The sequence below is a fragment of the Micromonospora mangrovicola genome (genome assembly GCF_047200535.1).
Classification (GTDB): Bacteria; Actinomycetota; Actinomycetes; order Mycobacteriales; family Micromonosporaceae; genus Micromonospora.
In genome coordinates this window covers 1-2,696 of record NZ_JBJZOG010000209.1, presented here as the reverse complement: position 1 = coordinate 2,696, position 2,696 = coordinate 1, and the positions used below count along the sequence as shown (strand labels likewise).

At 67.7% G+C, this 2,696-nt stretch carries 3 protein-coding genes; 1 reads left to right on the top strand and 2 read right to left on the bottom strand.

Going from position 1 to position 2,696, the window contains the following annotated elements; genetic code table 11:
- Nucleotides 1-119: 119 nt before the first annotated feature.
- Nucleotides 120-515 (bottom strand): hypothetical protein, encoded by a 396-nt coding sequence (locus ACL02O_RS33980; protein ID WP_412822281.1) that lies wholly within the window; start codon nt 513-515, stop codon nt 120-122.
- Between the two features lie 292 nt (nt 516-807).
- Between ACL02O_RS33980 and ACL02O_RS33975 the strand changes: the two genes are divergently transcribed.
- Complete coding sequence (locus ACL02O_RS33975) at nt 808-1,572, top strand: inositol monophosphatase family protein (protein WP_412822280.1); 765 nt, start codon at nt 808-810, stop codon at nt 1,570-1,572.
- A 17-nt stretch (nt 1,573-1,589) separates the two neighbouring features.
- Here ACL02O_RS33975 and galE read toward each other — a convergent pair whose 3' ends face one another.
- Nucleotides 1,590-2,555, bottom strand: coding sequence for a UDP-glucose 4-epimerase GalE (gene galE, locus ACL02O_RS33970; RefSeq protein WP_412822279.1), 966 nt, complete (start codon nt 2,553-2,555; stop codon nt 1,590-1,592).
- Nucleotides 2,556-2,696 lie beyond the last annotated feature (141 nt).

Below are 2,696 nucleotides of genomic sequence, written 5' to 3'. Positions count from 1 at the left end.
GCTGACCGGCATTCCCGATGACGACGAGGCGCCTGACCCGCGGTACGGGCCAGGCGCCTCGGAGTGCGTCCACGGCGGTTCGGGGCGGTCGTCGCGTCCGGCCGCCGGTGCGTGGAGCGTCAGCCCTTGTCGGCCAGAGCGTCGGCGTCGGCGCGGGCGAGAGCGGCATCGACGAAGGCATATTCGGCCTGGTCGATTGCGTACAGCGCGAACGCGACAGCATCCGCCGCGTCGTCCTCCGCCTTGTCGGCCCGGTGCTCCGCACGCCGGAGATCACGTTCGTCGTGTCGCCTCTCGGCGTCCGCCCGCATCGCCTTCACCTTGCCGTCCACTGCGGCCTTAGCCGAGTCCCAGGCGGACTCGGCCGAGCTGAAGTTGATGTCCACGGCGGTCTTGAGTTCGGCCTTGCGCTCCTCGAGCCGGCCTCGGTTCTTCGCCCGTGCGGCCTCGACCACCTCCTCGGTCTTCCTCGTGCGGTCTGCCAGATCGGTGAGTTGGTCGCTGACCTTCTTCATGGCGTTCTCCTCTTCGCGGCGGCCCGTCGCCCGGGCGCGAGGTGGACGCTATGGCTCGCGGCCCTCACCAGTCTGGTCTCGTCTGCACAGGTCGAGGCTGTGCGTGCACCGCGACCGCGTGCCGACCACCGAAGGGGTTGGCCAGGACATCTGATCGCTGCCCACGCGGGCCGGCAGTCGCCGGCGGACCAGGGGCCCGCCCGAGAAATACCCGCCGCATCCCCACCACGGCCTCGTCGCGGTGGTCATCAATCGCGCCTTGGCCCGGACTGGGCTGATAACCTCGTCGGTCGTGGACAGCGCTGATGATCTACAACTCGCGTTCGACACATCGGATCTGGCAGCGGACCTCGCGCTCTCCTACTTCGAGTCTGGCGTTTCGGCAACGCTGAAGGCCGACGGCACGCCAGTCACCGAAGCCGACCGGGCAGTCGAGCGACTGTTTCGCGAGACGTTGTCTGCGGCGAGGCCGGAAGATGCACTCCTCGGCGAGGAACTTGGTCAACTCGGTGAGTCCGATCGGGTCTGGATCATCGACCCGGTTGACGGCACGTCGTTCTTCAGTCGGCGTGACCCGAACTGGCGAATTCACATTGCGCTGGAGGTTGCCGGGACCACCGAGATCGCGGTCGTCACCGCTCCTGCGCTGCGACGCTGCTGGTGGGCGACCCGAGGCGGCGGTTCTTTCGAGTCGTCCTGGCCACGCGAGGGGGCCGAATCGAAGCGCCTTGAAGTCAGCACCACCTCGGTGTTGGCTGATGCCCGGCTCGATGCTCTGGACGACGCGTCCAGAGTCCGTCTCCCACCGGGTGTGGCCCGCGCACCGGCAAGCCCTCTCCCGCTCGTCGAGCTTGTTCGTGGCGAGATCGATGCCTTCTTGGTCGAGCGCTACCACATCTGGGATCACGCGCCATGGATTCTTCTCGTCGAGGAAGCGGGCGGCCGTTTCACCGATCGAACCGGAGGACAAGCGGGCGATCAAGGCGGTGGCCTGTACTCCAACGCCAACTTGCACAGTCAGCTGCTCACCGCGCTTCAATACCCGGCGCGCCCCTGACCGCCGGGACCAAGCGACTACGAGCGGAACGCCCAGGCGTCGGCCACGATGTCGCGCAGGTCGGGGCGCGTCGGGCGCCAGCCCAGTTCGGTCATCGCTTTGGCGGATGACGCGACCTGGGTGACGATGTCGCCGGGTCGTCGGGGTGCGAGCTTGACCGGAACGGGATGGCCGGTGACGTCGCGTACTGCCTGGACGACCTGCAGGTTCGAGTAGCCGAGACCGTTGCCGAGGTTGTAGACGCGATGTTCACCGGGGCGCGTCCTGGCCAGCGCCAGCAGGTGTGCGCTGGCAAGGTCGGCGACATGGATGTAGTCGCGAACGCAGGTGCCGTCGGTGGTGTCGTAGTCGTCGCCGTACAACGACAGGAACTCGCGTTCGCCGGCGGCCACCTCGAGGACGAGGGGGATCAGGTGTGACTCGGGGTCGTGGCGTTCGCCGCACGACTTGCCGTGTGGTCGCAGCAACGCACCTGAGGCGTTGAAGTAGCGCAGCGAGGTGGCGGCCACGTCCCGAGCGGCCGCGTACCCGGTCAGCATCGTGTCGACTGCGGCTTTGGTCGCGGCGTACGGGTTGAGCGGGGCGATCGGCTCCGACTCGGTGATCGGCAGTTGCGTGGTGTCGCCGTAGACGGTGCCGGTGGAGGAGAAGACCAGCCGGGGTACGCCGTGCCGGTGCATCGCCTCCAGCAGTTTGATGGTGGCCGCCACGTTGTTGTTCCAGTACTTCTCCGGCTCGGCGACGCTCTCGGCCACCTGGATGGAGCCGGCGAAGTGCAGCACACCGTCATACGACCGGGCCGCCAGAACCTCCTCGGCCGTGTCCTGCACGCTGCCCCGCACGAACGTGACACCGTCCGGGACGGCCGACCCGTGCCCGGAGGACAAGTCGTCGAGCACGGTGACGTCGTGACCGTCCTCGACCAACAGCGTCGTCACGGTGGATCCGATGTAGCCAGCGCCTCCGGTCACCAAGAATCGCACGGCCGTAGCCTACCGAGGCCGATCAGGGGGCGTGACCCGATGGCCCAGGAGCACAATGACCTGGTCCCGAAGGGGTCGACGTCCGCAGGCGATCGGACGTGGGATCGTCGCGAGGGCTTGTCGTGGTCGGTAGCGCTCGAT